The 19,783-nt window shown below is 36.7% G+C and carries 16 protein-coding genes; 4 read left to right on the forward strand and 12 right to left on the reverse strand.

Annotated elements, in window-relative coordinates; translation table 11 throughout:
- The first annotated feature begins 64 nt into the window (after positions 1 to 64).
- A complete protein-coding gene (locus I6760_RS07515; protein ID WP_196593864.1) occupies positions 65 to 1,399 on the forward strand; it encodes a 6-phospho-alpha-glucosidase in 1,335 nt (444 codons plus the stop codon).
- Positions 1,400 to 1,600: 201 nt separating this feature from the next.
- Positions 1,601 to 3,655, forward strand: a complete 2,055-nt coding sequence (locus I6760_RS07520; protein ID WP_330997951.1) for an alpha-glucoside-specific PTS transporter subunit IIBC — start codon at positions 1,601 to 1,603, stop codon at positions 3,653 to 3,655.
- A 62-nt stretch (positions 3,656 to 3,717) separates the two neighbouring features.
- Here the strand turns inward: I6760_RS07520 and I6760_RS07525 are convergent, their stop codons facing one another.
- The 12 genes from I6760_RS07525 to I6760_RS07580 form a co-directional block, all read right to left on the reverse strand.
- Positions 3,718 to 4,860 carry an aldo/keto reductase gene (locus I6760_RS07525; protein WP_196593865.1) on the reverse strand — a complete coding sequence of 381 codons (1,143 nt, stop codon included), beginning with the start codon at positions 4,858 to 4,860 and terminating at the stop codon, positions 3,718 to 3,720.
- A gap of 432 nt (positions 4,861 to 5,292) precedes the next feature.
- Positions 5,293 to 6,402 (reverse strand): IS200/IS605 family element RNA-guided endonuclease TnpB, encoded by a 1,110-nt coding sequence (gene tnpB / locus I6760_RS07530; RefSeq protein ID WP_196593866.1) that lies wholly within the window; start codon positions 6,400 to 6,402, stop codon positions 5,293 to 5,295.
- 164 nt (positions 6,403 to 6,566) lie between these two features.
- Positions 6,567 to 7,616, reverse strand: coding sequence for a sulfate/molybdate ABC transporter ATP-binding protein (locus tag I6760_RS07535; RefSeq protein WP_196593867.1), 1,050 nt, complete (start codon positions 7,614 to 7,616; stop codon positions 6,567 to 6,569).
- 23 nt (positions 7,617 to 7,639) lie between these two features.
- Complete coding sequence (locus I6760_RS07540) at positions 7,640 to 8,455, reverse strand: sulfate ABC transporter permease (protein WP_196593868.1); 816 nt, start codon at positions 8,453 to 8,455, stop codon at positions 7,640 to 7,642.
- 1 nt (position 8,456) lies between these two features.
- Positions 8,457 to 9,299, reverse strand: coding sequence for a sulfate ABC transporter permease subunit CysT (gene cysT, locus I6760_RS07545; RefSeq protein ID WP_196593869.1), 843 nt, complete (start codon positions 9,297 to 9,299; stop codon positions 8,457 to 8,459).
- A gap of 116 nt (positions 9,300 to 9,415) precedes the next feature.
- The gene (locus I6760_RS07550; RefSeq protein WP_231036156.1) at positions 9,416 to 10,336 is read right to left on the reverse strand and encodes a sulfate ABC transporter substrate-binding protein; all 921 of its coding nucleotides are present in this window, start codon (positions 10,334 to 10,336) and stop codon (positions 9,416 to 9,418) included.
- A gap of 228 nt (positions 10,337 to 10,564) precedes the next feature.
- Positions 10,565 to 11,458, reverse strand: coding sequence for a 4-deoxy-4-formamido-L-arabinose-phosphoundecaprenol deformylase (locus I6760_RS07555; RefSeq protein WP_196593870.1), 894 nt, complete (start codon positions 11,456 to 11,458; stop codon positions 10,565 to 10,567).
- A gap of 4 nt (positions 11,459 to 11,462) precedes the next feature.
- Positions 11,463 to 12,497, reverse strand: a complete 1,035-nt coding sequence (locus I6760_RS07560) for a bifunctional UDP-4-keto-pentose/UDP-xylose synthase (RefSeq protein ID WP_196593871.1) — start codon at positions 12,495 to 12,497, stop codon at positions 11,463 to 11,465.
- A 27-nt stretch (positions 12,498 to 12,524) separates the two neighbouring features.
- Positions 12,525 to 13,499, reverse strand: coding sequence for a formyltransferase family protein (locus tag I6760_RS07565; RefSeq protein ID WP_196593872.1), 975 nt, complete (start codon positions 13,497 to 13,499; stop codon positions 12,525 to 12,527).
- Complete coding sequence (locus I6760_RS07570; RefSeq protein ID WP_196593873.1) at positions 13,492 to 14,445, reverse strand: glycosyltransferase; 954 nt, start codon at positions 14,443 to 14,445, stop codon at positions 13,492 to 13,494. The genes I6760_RS07565 and I6760_RS07570 overlap by 8 nt, the downstream gene beginning before the upstream one ends.
- A 20-nt stretch (positions 14,446 to 14,465) precedes the next feature.
- A complete protein-coding gene (locus I6760_RS07575; RefSeq protein WP_196593874.1) occupies positions 14,466 to 15,623 on the reverse strand; it encodes a DegT/DnrJ/EryC1/StrS family aminotransferase in 1,158 nt (385 codons plus the stop codon).
- A gap of 29 nt (positions 15,624 to 15,652) precedes the next feature.
- On the reverse strand, positions 15,653 to 17,305 hold the full coding sequence (locus I6760_RS07580) for a glycosyltransferase family 39 protein (protein ID WP_196593875.1): 1,653 nt from the start codon (positions 17,303 to 17,305) through the stop codon (positions 15,653 to 15,655).
- Between the two features lie 293 nt (positions 17,306 to 17,598).
- Between I6760_RS07580 and I6760_RS07585 the strand changes: the two genes are divergently transcribed.
- Complete coding sequence (locus tag I6760_RS07585) at positions 17,599 to 18,273, forward strand: response regulator transcription factor (protein ID WP_196593876.1); 675 nt, start codon at positions 17,599 to 17,601, stop codon at positions 18,271 to 18,273.
- Positions 18,274 to 18,275: 2 nt separating this feature from the next.
- Positions 18,276 to 19,568, forward strand: a complete 1,293-nt coding sequence (locus I6760_RS12935) for a sensor histidine kinase (RefSeq protein ID WP_196593877.1) — start codon at positions 18,276 to 18,278, stop codon at positions 19,566 to 19,568.
- Positions 19,569 to 19,783 lie beyond the last annotated feature (215 nt).

Genomic DNA, 19,783 nt, shown 5'->3' on the forward strand with positions numbered 1-19,783 from the left:
ATTGAATACAGGTCTTTTTTTCTTTATGATAAATACAAATAAATTATCAGAAAGGAAGATTTTAATGAAGAAATCATCAGTTGTTATTGCAGGGGGCGGCAGTACCTTTACGCCGGGAATAGTGATGATGCTGCTGGAACATTTAAAAAGGTTTCCCATAAGACAGATAAAATTCTATGATAATGATGCAGTTCGTCAGGAGAAAATAGCAGAGGCCTGTGCAATACTTTTAAGAGAAAGGGCCCCAGAAATAGATTTTTCCTATACTACGGATCCTAAAGAAGCATTTTCAGATATTGATTTTGTAATGGCACATATCCGTGTAGGTAAATATGCAATGAGAGAACAAGATGAAAAAATACCAATGAGATATGGTGTATTTGGGCAGGAAACGTGCGGGCCAGGAGGAATTGCTTACGGAATGCGTTCTATCGGTCCTATCATCGAAATAATTGATTTTATGGAAAGATATTCTCCCAACGCATGGATGCTTAATTATTCTAATCCGGCAGCAATTGTAGCAGAGGCTACCAGACGGATAAGACCAAATTCTAAAATAATAAATATATGTGATATGCCTGTTGGTATTGAAGAGCGCATGGCTGAAATATTAAAACTGCCAAACGGACGTAAGGATATGGAAGTGCGTTATTACGGGCTTAATCATTTTGGCTGGTGGACAGATATTCGTGATAAGCAAGGCAATGACCTTATGCCAAAAATTAAAGAACATGTTGCTAAACATGGCTATATTGTCAATCCGGAAAAACATGTTGAAACAGAAGTCAGCTGGAATGATACTTTTGCAAAAGCTAGGGATGTTTATGCAATAGATCCAGATACTTTGCCTAATACGTATCTTAAATATTACTTTTTCCCGGATTATGTTTTTGCGCATGATAGTCAGCATCCAGAACATACACGTGCCAATGAGGTTATGGAACATCGTGAAAAAAATGTATTTACTGCAGCAAGGGCAGTCGTTGATAAAAATACGGCGAAGGATTGCGATTTTCATAGTGATGAACATGCCAGCTATATAGTAGATTTGGCAGAAGCAATTACTTTTAATAAAAAAACCCGGATGTTATTAATTGTAAAAAATGAAGGTTCTATTGTTAATTTTGATCCAACTGCAATGGTAGAAATTCCTTGTGTGGTAGGAGCAAATGGTTATGAAAAAACTTGTGTAGGAAAAATACCACAATTTCAAAAAGGGCTTATGGAACAGCAGGTTTCTGTGGAAAAATTAGTTGTTGAAGCATGGATAAGCGGCAGCTATCAAAAGCTATGGCAGGCAATAAGTTTATCTAAAACAGTGCCGAGCGTTACTATTGCTAAAAAGATACTTGATGATTTGATCGAAGCTAATAAAGATTATTGGCCAATCTTAAAGTGATTCAAGGATAAAAATGGGGGCTGTAACATATAAATTTTTCTTTATAATGCTGTGGTACTATGAAGGTGATATTATTTATGTGGCAGCCTCGATAAATATACAGCAATTACAAATTATGGCGCAAAGTATATTTTTAGAAAAATTTGATAATAATATATAATAAGAAAATGTTGAAATAATTATGGAAAGGGGCAATGCAATGTGATTATTAGTAAGGATATAGTAATGCAGAAAGTGCAGCGTTTTGGCGGGGCTATGTTCACCCCGGTATTATTATTTACTTTTTTTGGGATAATGGCGGCTTTATCAATATTATTTAAAAATACAGCAATTATGGGAAATATTGCTGATAAAGGGACTATTTGGTATGATATATGGTTTATAGTTGAAAAAGGGGCATGGACTGTTTTTGCTCAATTGCCATTGTTATTTGTGGTAGGGTTGCCGATAGGTTTGGCTAAAAAGGATTCTGGCCGGGCAGCTATGGAAACTTTAGTTATTTATCTAGCAGCTAATTATTTTATAGCAGGTTTTTTAGAGTTATGGGGACCATTTTTTGGCGTTGATTATAGTCAAAAAGCAGCTGCTGGCTCAGGGTTAGCCATGATAGCAAATATAAAAACGCTTGATATGGGAATGCTGGGAGCTATTTTTATAGCGGGGTTAAGTGTCTATCTGCATAATAAACTATCCGATGTAGATTTACCGGAAATAATAGGAATATTTCGCGGTTCAGTATTAGTAGTAGCAGCTGGTTTTTTTATCATGCTGCCAGTAGCACTGCTTTTGTGTTTCGTATGGCCTAAAGTACAGCTGGCTATTTTATCATTGCAAGGGTTTATGAAAGCAAGTGGTCTGTTGGGCGTTTGGTTGTATACTTTTTTAGAACGTATATTAATTCCTACAGGATTGCATCATTTTATTTATATGCCGTTTATTTATGGGCCGGCAGTTGTGGATGGAGGAACAAAACAATATTTTATTCAGCACATTCCAGAATTTTCCACATCAGCACATACTTTAAAAGAAATGTTTCCCCAAGGGGGATTTGACCTTACATCTATGTCCAAAATGTTTGGCTGTCCTGGAATAGCATTGGCTATTTATGCGACAGCTAAAAAAAGCAAGAAAAAGATTATTGCAGGACTGTTAATTCCTGCTGTTTTAACGGCTATCTTATGTGGAGTTACAGAACCACTGGAATTTACATTTTTATTTATTGCCCCGATGCTGTTTGCTGTTCATGCCGTATTAGCTGGATTAATGGCAATGACTGCTTATGCTTTTGGTGTTGTAGGTGCTTTTGATGGGGGCTTGATCGAATGTGCTGTAGAGAACTGGATACCATTGTTTAAATATCATTCGACTACGTATATAATACAATTTGCAGTAGGCTTTGTCTTTACAGCAATTTACTTTTTTGTTTTTCGCTGGCTGATAATTCATTTTGATTTCAAGACCCCGGGACGTGGCGATGATTCAGAAGACAAATTATATACAAAGGCTGATTATAAAGCAAAGAAAAATGGTGATGAACGTGATAAAAAAGCTGCTGCATTTTTATCTGCATTAGGCGGAAAGGACAATATTGCCGATGTTACCAATTGTGCAACAAGATTACGTGTAAATGTCAAGGATGACAGCATGGTAAAAAATGCTAATGTTTTTATTGCTGCTGGGGCGCATGGACTTGTTCATAACAAAAATGCTATACAGGTTATTGTAGGACTTTCTGTACCACAGGTACGTGAAAGATTTGAAAATCTTTTGCAAAGTGGCAGTGATACGGAGCCTAAAATTACTGAGCCGGTGTTAAAAGCATTTGCCACTGGACAGGTTGTAAAGCTCGAAGATGTTCCTGATGCAGCTTTTTCAGAAAAAACAATGGGCGATGGACTGGCAATAATTCCTCAATATGGAATTATTACGGCACCTGCAGATGGCACTGTAATGATGATAATGGATAAAACAGGACATGCTGTCGGTTTACGGCTTAATACAGGAATGGAGATACTTATTCATATAGGAATAGATACCATAAATCTGAATGGAAGTGGTTTTGAAATACTTATAGAAGCAGAACAGGCAGTAAAAACAGGAGATAAGCTGATCAAATTTGATATTGAAAAAATAAAGCAGTCAGGATTGAATCCTATTACGATGATGGTTATAACAAATTTTGATCAATATACAGCACTGAAATTTAAACAAGTAAATATGGTGGAAGCGGGCAAAACAACAATTGCTATATATTGACGATTGTATAAAAAACAGGGAAGGCACATTTTAAATGATGCCTTCCCTGTCTTTTATACGGATTATGCTTCTTTTTTTTCAAAGACAGCAGTAACTTTTTTTAGCCAGCTGGTGATGTCTATATGCTGAGGACACATTTTTTCACATTGTTTACAGTTTATGCAGTCAGAAGCCTTGCCAAATGTTTTAGTATAATTGTTATAGTATACATTTTCAATACGAAATCCGGGTTTATTACCCATGAGAGTATGCTGATGCATTGTGTTGTAAAGGGCAAAATAATTGGGAATAGCAATATTTTTTGGACAGCCTTTTACACAGTATTGGCAAGCTGTGCATGGAATAGCAATCGATTCATTGATGATAGTAACAATTTTGTTGATTATTGCATATTCATCCTGATTTAACGGAACAAAATGTTCCATGTAACTGGTATTGTCTTCTAGTTGTTCTAAAGCAGACATACCGGAAAGAACCATCATAACATTTTCCTGGCTGGCAGCAAAACGGATGGCCCATGAGGGAATCGATAAATCCGAATGATAATCAAGGAGAGCTTTTGCGGCCTTATCAGGAATATTTGCCAGCATCCCGCCTTTTATCGGCTCCATTACAATGACAGGTTTGTTATGTTTTTGGGCAACTTTATAACATTTACCTGATTGAATACTTTCGCTGTTCCAGTCAAGATAGTTGATTTGCAGCTGTACAAAATCAACTTCGGGATGGGCCGTCAAAATTTCATCCAGTAAGTCAGCCCGGTCATGGAAAGAGAAGCCTATTTTTTTTACTTTTCCCATTTTTTTCTTTTCAGAAATAAAGGCAAAACTATTATATTTTTGCGCAGTTTTATAGTTTTCGGAGCCAAGATTATGCAATAAGTAATAGTCGAAGTACTGAACACCGCACTTTGTTAGTTGTTCATTGAAAATAATTTCCTGTTCTTCAGCTGATTTGAGCATCATTGTAGGCAGTTTATCTGCTAAGGTGAACTGATTACGGGGGTATCGTTTTACCAAGGCTTCACGCAGGACCATTTCACTTTTAAAAGCATGATACATCCATGCTGTATCAAAATAGGTGAAACCTCTTTGTAAAAATAGATCGACCATATGGTTGATTTGAGGTATGTCAAAACTTGTTGGTTCATCGGAATTAGTTAAGGGCAGGCGCATAAAACCAAAACCTAATTTTTTTGCTGTCATAATATTCTCCTTGTGTGTATCATATAAAATCGACTGATCAGTAACAGGCAAAATGATCGTAATATATTATATAAATAATTCTATCACATAAAGTTGACTTTATGCCAATACGTATAAGGGGGAAATGAAATTAATATTTTAGTTTGGCATGCAGTTATATAATCCAATAATTATCATTGAATATTATATAACGCCATTTAGTGCAGTCCAGCCATTTATTCCAAAAAGAAGCCTGTAATTTATCAGTTAAAAATTCCTGATAAAATTTATTGTAGTCAGCTTGGTTTTGGATATTTATAGCAAAACCGCGGCTCTGAACCTCCCACGACTAAAGTCGCGGGGTTCCTGCTTCATAGATAGTTGCGCCAAAAGCACGTCTTACATTATCTCCACAGGCTATCCCCGTAGTTCCTACGGTTCTTATATATGTTATTACGCTGTTATGTTTAATATTCTTAGTCCTTCATTGCGAATGTTTATGGCGGCATTTATATCTCTGTCATGCTGGGCTTTACAGTTAGGACATTCCCATTTCCTTATAGTAAGGTCTTTTATTTCTTTGTTCTGGTAACCACAATTATGGCACAGCTGGCTTGATGGATAGAATTTGTCTATTTGTACTATTCCTTTGCTATACCACTGGGCTTTATATTTTAGCTGGCGGGTAAATTCTGACCAGCTGGCATCTATAATACTTCGGGCAAGTTTGTGGTTTTTCAGCATGTTATTTATTTGTAAGTCTTCTAAGCAGATAACATCGTAGTTTTCTATAAGTTTATGAGATAGTTTATGCAGCATATCTTTTCGCTGATTTGCAATACGTGCCTGCAGCCTTGCTACTTTGATTCTTGCTTTGTTCCTGTTTGAGCTGTCCTTTGTTTTTCGGGACAAGCTTTTTTGCAGTTTGGCAAGTTTTCGTAGTGACTGTTTCAGGTATTTGTGATGGGGATGTTTATCGCCATCGGAGGTGATTGCAAATTCTTTTAGGCCAAGGTCGATACCGACATAGTTGTCAGTACGATTAAAAACAGGTTTTTCTATTTCTGTACAGCATAGGGATACAAAGTATTTACCATCAGGGGTTTGTGATATTACTGCGTTTAAGATTCTGCCCTGCGGTACTTGTTTATCTCTTATTTTTACTTTACCTAGTTTGGGAAGTTTTATTTTTGTTCCCAGAAATTCAATGTTGCTATTGGTAAAGTTTGTTTTGTAGGATTTATGCCTGTTTTTTTTGGTCTTGAATTTAGGAAAGCCAACTTTTTTATGTTTAAAGAAGTTCTGGTAAGCTGTATCGAGGTCTTTTAACGCGTTTTGTAAGGAACATTTATCTGGTTCTTTTAACCAGGTGTTTTCTTTTTTCAACTGCGTTAAATTACTGGAACATTTGGTATAGGTAAGTGTGGTTTTATCATTATTGTATGCTTTGATTCGCATGTCGAGATAGTGATTAAAAACATATCTTACGCAGCCAAATGTTTTTTGCAGCAGTAGTTCTTGTGTTTTGTTGGGGTATATCCTAAATTTGAAGGCTTTTTCCATGATTGCTCACTTTTCTTTTTATCTTTACAAGATTATTGCCTGATTATTTTAAAATTAACATGCAGGCTTTAGAAAAGCAAGTTCTTTGCAGTAACATATATAAGAATCGTAAGTTCTTTTTTAGTCGTATGGGGGAGGTGTCGTTCACACGGGCTCGCTGCTTCCTATGCGGTTCTCTTATGAACTCCTTTATGTTTCCATAAAGCACAGACTATATCTTGTCCTTCGGCATTATCCGTTAAGGTCTGCCCACTTCCAGCCGCTTCTAGAAGACCATTTTCTATGGGCCAGGTCGTTTTCAATATAGTGTTTTTTACTTTTAGGGTTACATCCAGATAAGAACCGCGAAAAATAATATTTTTTATGACAGCTGGTTCAATAGAATAAGGAGGTTGGCAATGGTTATATCTTTTTAGTATGGAAATAAATTCAGGACGGATGATAGCAGCTGTAAAATTCGGCTGATAATAAAAACCTTTAAATTGTCCATAATTTTTTACTAAGGAATTGTTACCGATGAACTGAGCAACAAAGGGAGTTTGTGGATTTTTATAGATACTTATGGGAGGACCACTTTGTTCGATATGGCCTTTATTGACAATAAGTATTTCGTCAGCAATTTCATTGGCTTCATCTTGATCATGTGTGATAAAGATGCTGGTAATATGTAGTTCTTTTATAGTTCTTTTTAGCCATTGGCGTAATTCCTGGCGGATTTTTATATCTATGGCGGCGAATGGCTCATCGAGCAAAAGTACTTTAGGCTCAGGGGCAATGGCACGGGCGAAAGCGACTCGCTGGCATTGTCCTCCTGATAACTGAGCCGGATAGTGGCTGGCAAAACTTTCCAAACCAATAAGTTCTAAAAGTTCTTTAACACGTGCGATTTTTTTTACGGAAGGAACATTTTTTATTTCCATGCCGAAAGCTATATTTTCAGAAATTGTCATATAGCGGAATAAAGCATAATTTTGGAAAACAAAACCTATTTCTCTTTGGGATGGCGGAATGTCGTTGACGCACCGGCCGTCAATAAAAACACGGCCAGTGTCAGGAGTTTCAAGGCCGGCCAAAATGCGCAGTATGGTTGTTTTTCCGCTGCCGGAAGGTCCTAAGAGTGCTGATAGTGAGCCTGCGGGTAAAGAAAAATTCACATTATCGGAGATTTTACAGTTATTATATGATTTATTTATGTTGCTGAAAGTAATATACATTGTCAGTACTTCCTTTAATGAAGTTATTTTGCGGCAATAAAACTTTTAAGAAGTAATAAAAGTAAAGCCAGAAAAACCAGAATAGTTGATACAGCAAAAGCATCAGACATTTGAAAGTCATTATATAAAATTTCTATGAGCAGAGGCAGTGTATTTGTTTTCTCTTGAAGATGGCCGGATACTACGGAAACAGCACCAAATTCACCCATTGCCCGTGCGGCGCATAGTATAATGCCGTAAAACAGTGGCCATTTTATATGGGGAAAAGTTATTTTACGAAAAATAGTGAAACCATCTGCGCCCATAAGTGAAGCAGCTTCTTCTTCCTGTATGCCGCGAGCTATCAATACAGGCATTACAGTCTGTATAATAAAAGGCAGAGTTACAAAAATGGTTACTAAAATAACAGCAGTGATGGTAAACAGGAGTTTTATATGTATAATTTCTAACAGAGGGTGTACCCAGCCACTTCGTCCAAACGTCATTGAAAAAATAAGGCCGGCTATTACAGGGGATATAGTAAAGGGAATATTGATCACAGCAGATAAAAGCCTGTTGTATTTATGCTGGAAACGTGTTAAAGCCCATGCAGCATAAAGACCGAAAACTGTATTACAGAAGACCGCAGTAAAAGCTGTCAGCAGAGTTAGTTTCAAAGCGTGTAAGGTAAATTTATTGTTTAGTGCGGCTATATAAGACAATAATCCGTGTTTAAAGGCTTCATGCAAAATTACGGACAGCGGCATTACCAACATAATAAAAACAAAGGCCATACTCAAAGTTAACATAATGTATTTAACATAATTTATTTGTCGTGGCAGGATATTTGAAAAAGCCATTTTAATTTTTTCCTCCGGTAATGATTTTCTGATAATAAATTTGCAGTGAATTTAATATAAACATGACTATGAAGGATAATAGCAGCATTACTATAGCAATAGAAGTTGCCTGTGGATAATTAAACTGTTCAAGTTTTATCATTATCAATAAAGGGACAATTTCGGTTTTATAGGGCATATTGCCAGCTATAAAAATAACATTGCCATATTCTCCCATGGCACGGGCAAAGGCTAAACCGCCGCTCAGTAGCAGCGTGGGAAAAATTTCCGGGAAAATAATTTTGCGTATTACCGTAAATTGTCCGGCTCCAAGAGTAAATGCAGCTTCTTTGAAGGCGGGGTCTATATTCTGCAGGACAGGCTCAATAGTCCGTACGACAAAAGGGATGGTCACAAAAATAAGGGCGATTGTTATGCCGGCTTTGCTATAAGCAGGATATAGTCCCCATGTTGCAGCTATTTTACCAATATAGCCGTTAGGGGAATAAAGTGCAGCCAGGGAAATACCGGCTACTGCGGTGGGAATGGCAAATGGAAGCTCAATCATACTATCAATGATGGTTCTGCCAGGAAATTTATAATAAACCAGGATACAGGCCAAGATAGTCCCAAAGAAGCAATTAATGACAGCAGCTGTCAGAGAGCAGATAATACTTATTTGAAAGCTGGCAAGTACACGTTTATCAAAAATAACGGCAGTGAACTGTGTCAAGGTCATATGGGACGTTGTTATGGACATAGAAATAAGCGGTAATAAAATAATAAAACTAATATAAAAAATAGTAATGCCGATGGATAGGTTATAGCCGGGAATAATAGTAATATGGTTGTTATTTACAGACATTATGCCAGCTTCCTTTCACTTAAAATTTTTTTTGTATATCTGGTCGAAAATGCCACCATCTGAAAAATGTTTTTGCTGGATATTTACCCAGCCGCCAAACATAGGATCAGTAATTTTTACAAGATCCATCTGTAGGTTAAAAATATGGGAATATTTTGTAAAATCAGTTTGTTTGCTGGACGGTAAAAATTTTCAGCAGCTATTTTTTGTCCAGTGGGGGAATAGAGATATTTTAAATAAGCTTCAGCGATAGTATGGATGTTTTTATAAGTGGTGGTTTTATCAACTAAAGCTACAGGTAGTTGTGCCAAAATACTGATAGCAGGTGAAATTATTTCAAATTTGCCAGGATATTTTTTTGTTATCAAATGTGCTTCATTTTCCCAACTTATAAGGACATCACCTTGGTTGTTTTCGACAAAGGAAGTGGTAGCACTGCGGACACTCGAATCGAGAGTCAAAACATTAGCAAACAATTGCTGCATGAAATTTTCTATAAAGAATTCATTGCCATTATATGTTTTATAGGCATAAGCCCATGCGGCCAGGTAATTCCAGCGTCCTCCACCTGATGTTTTGGGATTGGCTGTTATGATGTGAATGTGCTTTTTTATGAGATCATGCCAGGAGTGAATGGATTTGGGATTGCCCTCACGGACAAGAAAAATTACTGTTGAAGTATAAGGGGTACTCTGCTGCGGCAGACGGGATACCCAGTTATCATTTATCAGCTGGTGACTGGCAATGACAGAAATATCATAGGCACTGGCAAGTGTAACTACATCAGCGTCATTACCCTCGATGACTGAACGGGCCTGAGAACTGGAACCACCATGTGACTGAATAATATTAATCACCTGGCCTGTTTTGTTTTTCCAGTATATGCTGAAAGCTTCATTGTATTGTTTATATAATTCTCGCGTGGAATCGTATGAAACATTTATAAGTTCGATATGTTTGTGTTGTTGTTCAATGGTATATATGGCAATAGTCAGGAAAACAAGGAAAAACAATAGCAGGATAATATTTTTATTCATGGTGGGTTCCTCTAATGATTTTTATTAAAAACAATATTAATATGGTATGAAATTAACACAAAAAAAGGCCAGACAATAAATATAAGAGTAGTATTTATTGTCTGGCCTTTAGTTTTCTAATCAGCCATATCGTAATAAAATATGTGGATATTAAGATTTTCTGCAAAATTATAAGTAATATGATAACATATAGATTTTATGGCGTCAATGGATATATTTTTATCGGTATTAATTTATAGGATCACTTTGGCGTGCTACAGTGCCAGCACGTCCAGGTAATGTACCGGTGTAAACGCGGCATTTTTTTATGTTAGGAACTTTTTTACCTTCTTTTAGAAGAACAAATTCAAAGTTCTGTTGTTTAGCTTTGACAATAAATTCTTCAAGAATGGAGAGTTTTGATAGTCCCTCCATTTCAGCATGGATGGTAAAAACATTCCACAGTTTATCACAATTTTTTAGCCAGTAATCAACAATATTTTCATCAGTTACACCCATTATTCCCAAGACTTCATCCATAGTCAGCAATGTGCCGGGGATTTGTATGGGCGAAAAGTCTTGTCCATTCATAACTGGATAAAAAGGATAGTAGCCACGTACATCAGAACAAAAATCAAAGCCGAATTCCTGTTGAACTTTTAAGCTGGCTGGTGTTACCTGCCACCCCGGCGCACCACAGAAATGGGGCTTTTGATGAGCTGTTTTTTCAAACAGGCTGCACGCCATAGTCAAATGTTGACGAATTTTATCTTCGCTTAAATGGGGTAGTTTATCCTGCCAGTATACGTGGTCCCAGCAGTGGATACCACAGTCATGTCCGTCTTCCAGGGCACGCAGTAGTGGAGCTGGATTAGGTTCAACAATGTATGGAGCAGGCAGCAGTGTTCCATACAGCATTGTTTTTAGTCCATAAGTTGCCGGTGCTTTTGTGCGCAGCATTTTACTTAAAAAACCTTTACGGAAAATGCGTCGGATGGCTTTGCCAGAATTATCAGGTCCCATGGAAAAGAAAAATGAAGCGTGTATATTATATTTTTGGAAGATGTTGAGCATGTTAGGCACACCCTGTTCATAGCCTCGTTTGGTATCAACATCTATTTTTATAGCAATTTTCTTAGACATTAAATCATAAATCCTTTAAAGTATTTGCTGCATGAAAGTCAAGCGTTTGTTTTATAGCTTCACGTAAAGATGTTTTTGGCTGCCAATTCAACAAATCTTTTATTTTTTGAATAGATGGAACACGATCCTGCATATCATCATAATTTTTGCCATAATATTTGGCTGCAGGAATATCCACTAGTTTTACTTTAGCAGCTTTGTCAGCAAATTGAGGATAATTTTTCATTTCGTCGATGATCATAATAGCTAATTCCTTTATAGAATAGTGATTATTGGGATTGCCAATATTGAAAATTTCACCGGCAGCTTTATTATTTTCATTCTTTATTATGGTTAAAAGTCCGTCTATTCCATCACCAACCCAGATAAAAGAACGTTTTTGTGCGCCGCCGCCAACAAGGTTTATTTTACCAGTGTATAAAATGTCATAGATGAATTGGGTAATAGAACGGGCTTTATGTTCGGAGGCGTCTTTAAAAGTATCAAGTCCGGGGCCTACCCAGTTAAACGGACGGAAAATAGAGAATGGCATATTTTCTTCCTGACCGAAAGCAAAAATTACACGATCCATCATTTGTTTACTGCAGCTGTAAATCCAGCGGGATTTTTTTATTGGACCAAGGGTCAGCGTGCTTTCATCTTCTATCATTATGCGGCTGTTTTCTGTAGGCATGCCGTATACTTCAGAGGTTGAAGGGAAAATGACGCGCTTATGGTATTTGGCACAATTCCGCACGAGTTTTAAATTTTGTTCAAAATCTAGTTCAAAAGTCCATAAAGGATGGGTTATGTAATAAGCTGGACGGGCAATACCGGCCAATGGCAGAATTATATCATTATCCTTTACAGCTTGTTCCAGCCAGGCGGATTCTTTAAAGATATCACCGACTTTCATTGAAAAACGCGGATTATCTTTAAATTCATCTAAGTTATTATCATGTAGATCAAATCCCTGAACCTGCCAGTCTGTTTTATATAAGATGGCACGTAATAGATGAGAACCGATAAATCCATTAATGCCGGTTATGAAAATTTTCATTAAAGCATATCTCCTTTATAATTGATTTCAACCTAATTGATTCCCTGTTTTGAATATTGCCGAAAAAGCTTTGCTTGTGGGCAGGCAATCAATATCATGAGGGTGGGCGACTGTTTTTAATAATAAATAGCCATGCTGGCATTTTATTATTATTTTATTATTTGTATTTATTATATCACCTGATTTATATTCTAATTTATTTTTTGCTCCTTGTACACCGGGAAGAGGAATAAATTCTTTTTCATCTAAAGGAACAGCCCACCAGATAAATATTTTTTTTCCCTTGTAAAAAGTAAAAGCACCAGGAAAAGGATGGGTTACAGAACGGATAAGGTTATAAATATCAATAACATCACTGTCCCAGTTGATAATTCCATCAGCAGGACGCCGTCGGCCAAATTTTGTAGCCTGTGATTCATCCTGAGGAAAGTGGGGTGCAGTGCTGCTTTCAATCAGCGGCAAGTAATTTTTAATGATGTTTTTTACTGTCTGGCTGGTTTTTAGAAATATATCATGCCCTGTATCGGTAAATTTTATAGGAAAAGCTTCTTGGGCAATAATATCTCCTTTATCTGCTCTGTTTGTCATTACGTGCATAGTAACACCAGTTTGCTTTTCTCCTTTTAAGACAGCCCAGTTTATGCAAGCCCGTCCTCTGTACTTAGGAAGAAGGGAACCATGCAGGTTATAAGCACCAAGGCGCGGTGTAGTAAGAAAACTGTCAGGGATTATGGCGCGATAATATGCTGATAAAATAATATCGGGAGAAGCCTGTTTAAAAAGTTCCAGAGCAGCAGCATCAATTTTATTGGAACGATAAACTGTTATATTATTTTTTTGTGCCAGGGAATAAACGGAATCGAACCAGATTTCTTCATCAGGAGCATCTATATGAGTAAAGACAATAGAAATATTAGCTTTGAGTTTAATCAGTTCTTCAAGACAGGCAAATCCTGGCTGGCTGTATGCGAATAAAGCTATACGGGGCCGCTGGTTAGTCATTTTTATCACCGGAATCCTTTTTTTCCCAGATGTCTTTTATTACAAAACGCGGGCGTTTTTGTATTTGTTTGTAAATACGGCCGATATATTCACCAATAATACCAAGACTCATTATGGAAATACCAGTAAGAAAGAATTGAATTGCCATTAAAGTAAAAAGACCATCTGCTTCAGAACCGATTATAAAACGGCGGATAAGCATATAAGCAACTAGGATAAAACTTAATATGCTTATGCCCATACCGCTCATAGTGACCCACTGGAGCGGTGACAGAGAAAAGCTGGTCATAAGATCAAAGTTAAGCCTTATAAGACGAAACATACTGTATTTTGAAGTACCAAATTCGCGTTCACGATGGTTGACAGGAATCTCGATAGGATTTACAGCATATTTCTGTCCTAAAGCAGGAATAAATGTTGTTGATTCGTTACTATGGGCTATTATATCAACAATCCTTCGACTGTATCCACGCAGCATACAGCCATAATCATTAATATGAAGACCGGTTATATTATTAGTTATTTTATTTACTACTTTTGATGCTGCTTTACGAAATACAGGATCATGACGGTTCTGCCGATAGGTACCAACAACATCATGGCCGGCATCCATTTGTTGTACTAATTTTGGTATTTCTGCCGGAGGATTCTGCAGATCAGCATCTAGTGTGATAATATATTTGCCTCGTACATGTAGAAAGGCGGCCATAATTGCCATATGCTGACCAAAATTACCATTAAAATCAATAAACCGGACTGTTTCAAGATGCTTTTTTTGAAAATCATATAAAAGGGAAAATGATTTATCATGGCTGCCGTCATTGACAAAAATAATTTCGTAACTTCTATCTAGTTTATCCATGACAGGATATAATTCGTCAAATAAACGTGGCAGAGATTCCTCTTCATTGTATACAGGGATTACTATTGAAATTTCAGGAGACATTGTTTCACCTTTCAGAAAGTTTATTTGCAAATATTTGTAACAGCTTCGATTACGTCGGTGATATCTTCATTTGTCATTGCCGGGAATAATGGCAGGGATACTATTTTTTCCCCAATTTCCTCGGCAACAGGCATATCACCTTTTTTTAGACCGGTTATTTTAGCATAACCGCTGAATAAATGCAGTGCCTGATAATGATATGCTGTACCTATATTATATTCTTTCATTTTTTCCATAAATTCATCGCGGGTAAAACCAAGCTTTTTACTATCAAGCAGAGGGGTATATATGTGCCAGGAGTGAACACAGCCTTTTTCTATTGGTGCAGGCAGGGTAAGTCCATCTATACCGGCAAATGCTGTATTATATTTTTCTATTATTTCAGTACGCCGCTTGTTAAACTTTTCCAAATATTTTAATTGATCGCGGCCGATAGCTGCCTGTATATCCATCATCTGATATTTTAGTCCAGGAATAAAAATGTCGTAATGGCTTTTCCCTTTTGCGCCAAAACGATTCCAAGCACCTTTGTCCATACCATTTTGACGCTGAACAGACATTTGATCAGCAGCTTTTTCATCATCGGTAGTTATCATACCACCTTCACCAGTAGTGATGTTTTTGGTAGGATGGAAGCTGAATACAGCAATACGGCGAGGACCTTTTCCACTGCCGATTTTTTTCCCGTGATAGCTGGCACCTAGGGCATGGGCACTGTCTTCAATTATAGCAAGATTGTGTTCCTGGGCAATTTTTTCAATAGCATCCATGTTGCAGGGACGGCCAGCAAAATGTACAGGAATAACAGCCTTGGTTTTGGAGGTTATTTTTTCTGCTATTTTTTTAGGATCTATATTTAAAGTAACAGGATCAATGTCTGCCAATATAGGTACTGCTCCAGCGTAAATAATGGCATTTACGGTGCTGGCAAAAGTCATAGGAGTAGTAATTACTTCATCCCCTGGCTGTGTGACTGCCATAACTGCCAGATGGAGGCCAGCTGTAGCTGAGTTAACTGATATGGCAAATTTTGCTCCTGTATATTCGGCAAATTTCTTTTCAAAATCTACTGTTTTTGGTCCCATGGCGAGCCAGCCGGAACGAATAGAATCACAAACATCGGCAATTGCATCTTCACTTATAGTTGGTTTAGAAAAGGGCAGAAAATCTGTTCTCATTAATATTAACTCCTTTAATTAAAATATGTTTATGGTTTATTTACGATAAAATAATATCCACCGCGAGGATGTATTATCTTAGAAGGCGGTTTGATAAGTTTTTCGATGGAAGCCTGTTTGCCCTTATCAAATACGATAAATACACGTTTGTTACTATGCCATAAAGCGGCTAATTGCTGATCATTGATGAACCATCCTTGTCCATCAGGATGAGCTGCGCCAAATTCAAGTTCACCTAGATAAGATGCAACTATGATGCGTTTCTTCAAATAAAAGGGTAATCCCTGAATATAATCTCCGTAAGAAACAATTACATCATTTGGCTGCTGCATAGTATTGATGGACTGGGCAACGTATTTAGCAGTACGCTGAACAGCAACTTGTCCGTGTATTGATTGCAGACCACAGGCGAAGAGAAAAGAAACTAAAGCCAGGGCAGAAACTGTGCAGCGTATCTGTTTTGTCCTTTTCCAAACTAATATTATGCCAATCAATCCTACGGACAGTGAAGCAAAAATGAGCCAGCCTTTGCGGAATATCTGCCAGGCACTTAAATAGTCAGCATGCAGAGAATACCAGATCAGGGCAGCTGTGAAAAGGAACCATCCAATACAATTTAAAATTAAACCATTGCCTATCCAACGGTTCTGCTGGGCGGAGCGACGTATAGAAGCTGCCAGTAAAATGGCAATAGGGGAAAAACATGGCATGATATATGGGACAAGTTTGGAATCGGAAAAAGAATAGAATATAAAAATAACTAAAAACCATGCTAAGAGAAAAATAATATTATGCTTGTTTTGTTCGGAATCAAATTTAAATAGTACACCTTTTTTGCTGAATAATGAGGGAATGAAACCCATCCACGGAAATGTTCCTAGTATAATCATAGGGATGAAAAACCAAAATGGTTTGTATCTGTGTTCAATTTTCGTGGCAAAGCGAAGAAAATGTTCACGTATAAAAAAGAAATAAAAAAAATCATGATTATCCCGGCATACAAGATAAAACCAGGGGATACTGATGATAAAAAATAACAAAATTCCCGGCCAGTAGATAATGTCGCGGATAATAGACCATTGTTTGGTAAAAACCATATACCAAAAAATAACACCTAAAGGGAGGATAATACCGATAAGTCCTTTGCTTAAAAGACCAAGTGCCATAGCTGCATAGAAAAGCAGGTACCAGTATCTGTTCTGAGTCTGCCGGGCCTTATAAAATGAAACAAGTGATAAAGTTATAAACATTGTTATAAGCATGTCAAGAATATTTATAGATCCAACAACTATATGAAGCGTGGAAGTGGCGAGAATGATAGCGGACAGTAATGCCGTACGGTTTGTAAACATAAGACGGGCGGCATAAGCTGTGAGTAAAATATTAATTATGGCGGCAAGTGCGGGGACAACGCGGGAAGCTCCCTCATTTTGCCCCAAAATAGTCATAGAAAAAGCTGTAAGCCAATATTGTAGGGCAGGTTTTTCAAAATATTCGACACCATTTAGCCGTGGTGTTATAAAATTGTCTGTGGCAAGCATCTCCCGAGGAATTTCTGAGTAGCGTCCCTCATCAGGATCCATTAGCGGATAGTCGCCAATATGGACAAGATATAAAGCAATGATAGAGATAATAACGGCGATAACAGCAAGTCGTTTTTGCCGGGCATTTAAAATATGCACGAACATGCTCCCTTCTTCATATACAACTAAAATTATTATATCATTATACCGGCTTTACGCAAGGTAAAGAAAGTTTTGCTAAAATATGTGATAACCGATATATTTCTCATAAATAGTTTACCTGATAGAAATGAAATATTTATGAAAAAGTATATTTTATATGTATTTTTAAGATATCATGTGGTATTTTATTCAGAAAAAAATCAGAAAAATATCCTAAAATAATTTTATATAGATTTATAATATAGTTGTTAAATTGATTTAAATTGATAATGCAAATAGTGGAGAATAAGATGAAAATATTACTGGCAGAAGACGATAATAAACTTTCTAAGATGTTGGCATTCCTTTTGCGAAAAGAAGGTTATAGTGTTGATACTGTGGATAATGGTGAAGATGCCATTAATTATGCGGATGTTGTTGATTATGACATAGTATTGCTGGACTGGATGATGCCGCAGCAAAGTGGGCTGGATGTATGTGCCAGCATACGAAATAAGGGCAAAAACTGTGGAGTTATAATGCTTACAGCAAAAGATACACTTGACGATAAAATAGCAGGATTAGAAAATGGTGCAGATGATTATGTAGTAAAACCTTTTGAATTTCCTGAGTTACTGGCACGCATAAGAGCCGTAATGCGCCGGCAGAATAAAAAATATGAAAATGATATTGTATATTTTTCTGAGGGATTGGCTATTGATAGGGGAACATATACAGCATATTTTAATGACAATGATCTGCAATTGACAAAAAAAGAATTCCAGCTACTTAATATCCTTTTACAGCACAAAGGAACAACACTGCCGCGTGAGCAGATTATAGATTATATCTGGAGCAGTGAAAAGGGAATAACATCTAATGCCCTTGATGCTTTGATAAAATTGCTGCGCAAAAAATTAGCAGATGCCGGGGTAGAAAATATAATAAAGACTGTTCACGGGATTGGTTATAGAATAGAGGGATAAATGTGAAAATATTTTCACAGTTTCGCCAGCGGCTGGTTCATCGTTATATACGGCTTACGGGAATAATAATATTTGTCTTATTAGTACTGGTATATGGCTTTGCTTGTTCACTAGTATATAATAATGCAGTTAGTCAGGCGCATTTGCTGGCAACAGAAGAAGCAGAGGAACTCAGTTACATTATAAATAATGGGCAGCCACTGTTGGGAATTACGACAAACAGCATTCAAAGCCAAAAATACTTGGATAAAGTATTTTACTATATGTATGATAAAAATGGCAAAATTGTTAAAATGGATAACAAAATAAAATGGAGCAGGACACTTGTTGAGCGGTTAATAAATGAAGATTTATTGATAAACGGTGAGACAAAATTTCATTTTGTCATTACGCCGAAATATGAATTACGATTTTTTACTATTTCGCGTGAGGCAGCCTATTATAACAATATATATGTAGGAAAAGTATACGTGGGTATTGATATAAGTAAGGACTTTATGTTTTTGGGAAGATTATTGCTATGGATAATAATCCTTTGGGGAATAGCACTACTGGGAGTTAACAAGGCAGCTAAATATATGGCTAATAAGGCTATGCAACCAATAATAGAATCTTTTGAAAAACAGATACTTTTTGCTGCTAATGCATCACATGAACTGCGCACACCGCTGAGTGTTTTATTATCAGGACTGGATGTTTTAAAAGATGATACGGATAATAAACTTACGGTGTTTTCCCAAGAAATCATGGGCGATATGAAAAGTGAAATATTAAAAATGAAAATGCTTATTGGAAATTTATTACTGCTGGCAAGATGTGATAGCAGTGCTATAGGTATAAAAAAACAGAAAATCATCATAAATGATGTTGTAAATGGTGTAGCAGTACGATTTTTATCTATTGCTGAGGATAAGAATATAAAAATAGTAATAGTAAATAAAAATGATCAGATAAAAACCTATTTTGACAGAAGTCATTTACAACAGATTTTGACAATACTTATTGATAATGCGGTTAAGTATACGCCTAAAAATGGGCATATTACATTGAGCATAGATAAAGAAACTATACCAGTAGTATCAGTCGTAAATACAGGCTGTGGTATTTCAGCGGAAGATTTACCCCATATATTTGAAAGGTTCTATCGTTCAATTACGGTACAGAAGTATGATGGGAGCGGGCTGGGGTTATCAATAGCTAAAGCCTTAGCTGAAAAGAATGGTGGCAGGTTAGCAGCAGAGAGCAGAGAAAATGTTGATACGACTTTTTTCTTGTATCTTCCTCCAACAGAATAAACAGACATATATGCAAGAACTTTAACTATACTGGTTTACATTTTGCCCGACACAGGTTATCATATTATAGTGTCAATAAGTTAATGGATGTGTGTTTAATCAAATATTATGTACTATTAATTTATTACATTCCGATGAGAATGATTTTAGTACAGTCTTTGTTATCTGGATATTAGCCGGCATTATCTATAGAACTTAAATATTTTTCAGGCAGT

Source organism: Pectinatus sottacetonis (assembly GCF_015732155.1).
Taxonomy (GTDB): Bacteria; Bacillota; Negativicutes; order Selenomonadales; family Selenomonadaceae; genus Pectinatus; species Pectinatus sottacetonis.